Below are 2,402 nucleotides of genomic sequence, written 5' to 3' on the forward strand. Positions count from 1 at the left end.
TAAACGCATCTTTTAAGAAATTTAAAAACTCTTTTTTAGTTGCTTCGTCTGCGTAGCTTACTTGCCTTACCATCTCTTGTCCCCAAAAGACCGCAGACCGTTTCCCTGATACCTGGTCAAAATTTAGCTTACCGTCTTTGAGCGATATTTTGACCTTTGCATTCTCTCCTAGTATCTTTTCGGCGGCAACCTCAAGCCATTTATCTTTAAATTTTTCCAAATCCATATCGGAGTCTAGTAGCTTTGCCATATCGACCGCCATTTTAAGCCCAATACCCTTCGTATGACCAACTCCAAAGCTTCCTAGATCCACACTAAACGCACCCATAAACCCATCTACGCTAAAAACATCGTTTTCCATGTTTGAACTACTTTGCAAGACTTTCGTACTATCTATAAATTTCTTTAGGTCTGCGACCTCGTCCTTGCTCATACTTGGATCAAGCCCGTTTATCTTGCCCCAAACGCTGATTTTATCATCTTCCGTATAGCCGCTTAGCGAATACGCCTTACGTGCAACCACGGGATCATAAGGTTTATATATCGGTTTTTTAAAGCCCATTTTTATAGCAAGAAGCCTATTTTGCTGTTTGTCGTTTAGTTTTGAAAACTCTACGTTTTGCGCCCAAACGGCAAGCTCGTTTTCGTCCAGTTCGTCGGGATCGAGAGCATAATAATCGATCGGTTCGGTCAAATTTGATCGAGACGGCGCCGAATTTGAGGTTAAATTTATAGCCTCTTTTTCCTCGCGTGCTTTTAAATTTCGCTCGTGAGCGCTACTAAAATCATAGTTTACGTTTGCGTTAAATCCGTTTATGCCGCTTATCATATTAATCCTTTATACTTTTACGTCAAATTTGCCTAGTTTTGCTAGTTGATTTAAAATTTCAGTTATATCCGTCCCGTTTTCTCGCTCGGCTTTCAGGAAATTTTCAAAGAATTCTCGTCTGATGTCTTTATCTACGTATGTTTTGCTTTTACTTGTGGCTTGGATGGGTTTAAACGCCGTCGCCTCGCTTCTGTTTTCCTTAAATTCAGCCCTGCCCTCAAGCAGATTTTGTATATCCAGACCCTTTTCTATCGCATCTCGCACGAATTTTATAAACGCCTTTTTACTCTGCTCGTCCTTATACTCGATACTCTCAAGCTCCCTAAACTCCACGGGAGCCTTGTTTTTATTAATGACTATCGCGATATTTTCGCCGTCTACGGATATTCTTTCCGCGCCGCTCTCGCCCAAACGCTTCAGCACGGTATATTCAGCCCACCTATCCTTAAACTCGTCCACGCTCATATCGGAGTCGAGGATTTCCATCCCCCTATTCTCTGCATTATATTCTATGCCCAAAAATGGGTATTCGCGGTTTATGTATTTTTTCGCAAATTCATCAGCATTGGTCGTATCGTATCCCGCCAAATCCCGATTAAGTTTATCGAAACCAAACGCCCCGCTACTATTTATAAATTTCTTCAGATTTTCCGCTTCGCTCCTACTAAAAGAGCCGTCTAATCCACTTATCTTACCCCATACGCTTATCTTTTCATCCAGCGTATATCCGCTCAGAGAAAAAACGCCTCGTATATTAGCTGGTGCGCCGGGCGGGAGCTTTTTTATCTCCCTGATGGCCGCTTCCATCTCTTTGATGTTAAAGTCTACGTAGGCACCTTTTAGGCTTGATACGTTTTCGCTATTTTTTGGATTCGCTTGATTTGCCAAATTTGGCTGCGCAACCGCCACATTCGAAGCCTGATTTGAGGTTAAATTTATAGCCTCTTTTTCCTCACGCGTCTTTAAATTTTGCCCGTGAGCGCTACTAAAATCATAATTTACGTTTGCGTTAAATCCGTTTACGCCGCTTATCATATTAATCCTTTATGCTTTTATGTCAAATTTGCCTAGTTTTGCTAATTGATTTAAAATCTCCGTTATATCCACCCCTTTTTCCTGTTCGGCTTTTAAGAAATTTTCAAAGAATTCTCGCCTGATGTCTTTATCTACGTAAGTCTTGCTTTTGCTCGTCGCTTGAATAGGCTTAAATTTCTTTTCCCTATTTTGCTTAGATAAATTTTCGTTGTATTCTCTCATCTCTTGATTGATTTTTGCCACGGCTTCTTTGTGGGCTTTCGTAGTTTTCTCGATATCTTCCGCATAGAGTTTTTTAAATTCTTCTATACTGATGTCGGTTCTTAACAGTAAATTGGCTCCGACGTCGCTCATCGTAGCGTCTTCAGGCAAAGAGTCTTTAAAAGCTCTCAGCTCCTCTTCCTCCTCCTTTGTTCCGAGCCCCAGCATTTTACCCGAGATAGTCGGTTTACCGTCTATGGATTTGCTTTTTAGCCACCACGAATACGAATCTAGAGTAAAATCAACGACCTTTTCCTTTGTATCTAGCTCATCCCTC

Annotated in this window: 2 protein-coding genes and 1 pseudogene; all 3 read right to left on the bottom strand. The window is 41.3% G+C overall.

What is annotated here, in order from left to right; genetic code table 11:
* On the bottom strand, positions 1-829 hold an 829-nt coding region (locus Q0200_RS04225; protein ID WP_297938114.1), incomplete at its 3' end, for a hypothetical protein.
* A gap of 9 nt (positions 830-838) precedes the next feature.
* A complete protein-coding gene (locus Q0200_RS04230) occupies positions 839-1,864 on the bottom strand; it encodes a hypothetical protein (protein WP_297938117.1) in 1,026 nt (341 codons plus the stop codon).
* Positions 1,865-1,873: 9 nt separating this feature from the next.
* A pseudogene (locus Q0200_RS04235) lies at positions 1,874-2,402 on the bottom strand (cell surface protein); the annotation flags it as partial.

The sequence above is a fragment of the uncultured Campylobacter sp. genome, from assembly GCF_938045225.1.
Taxonomy (GTDB): Bacteria; Campylobacterota; Campylobacteria; order Campylobacterales; family Campylobacteraceae; genus Campylobacter_A.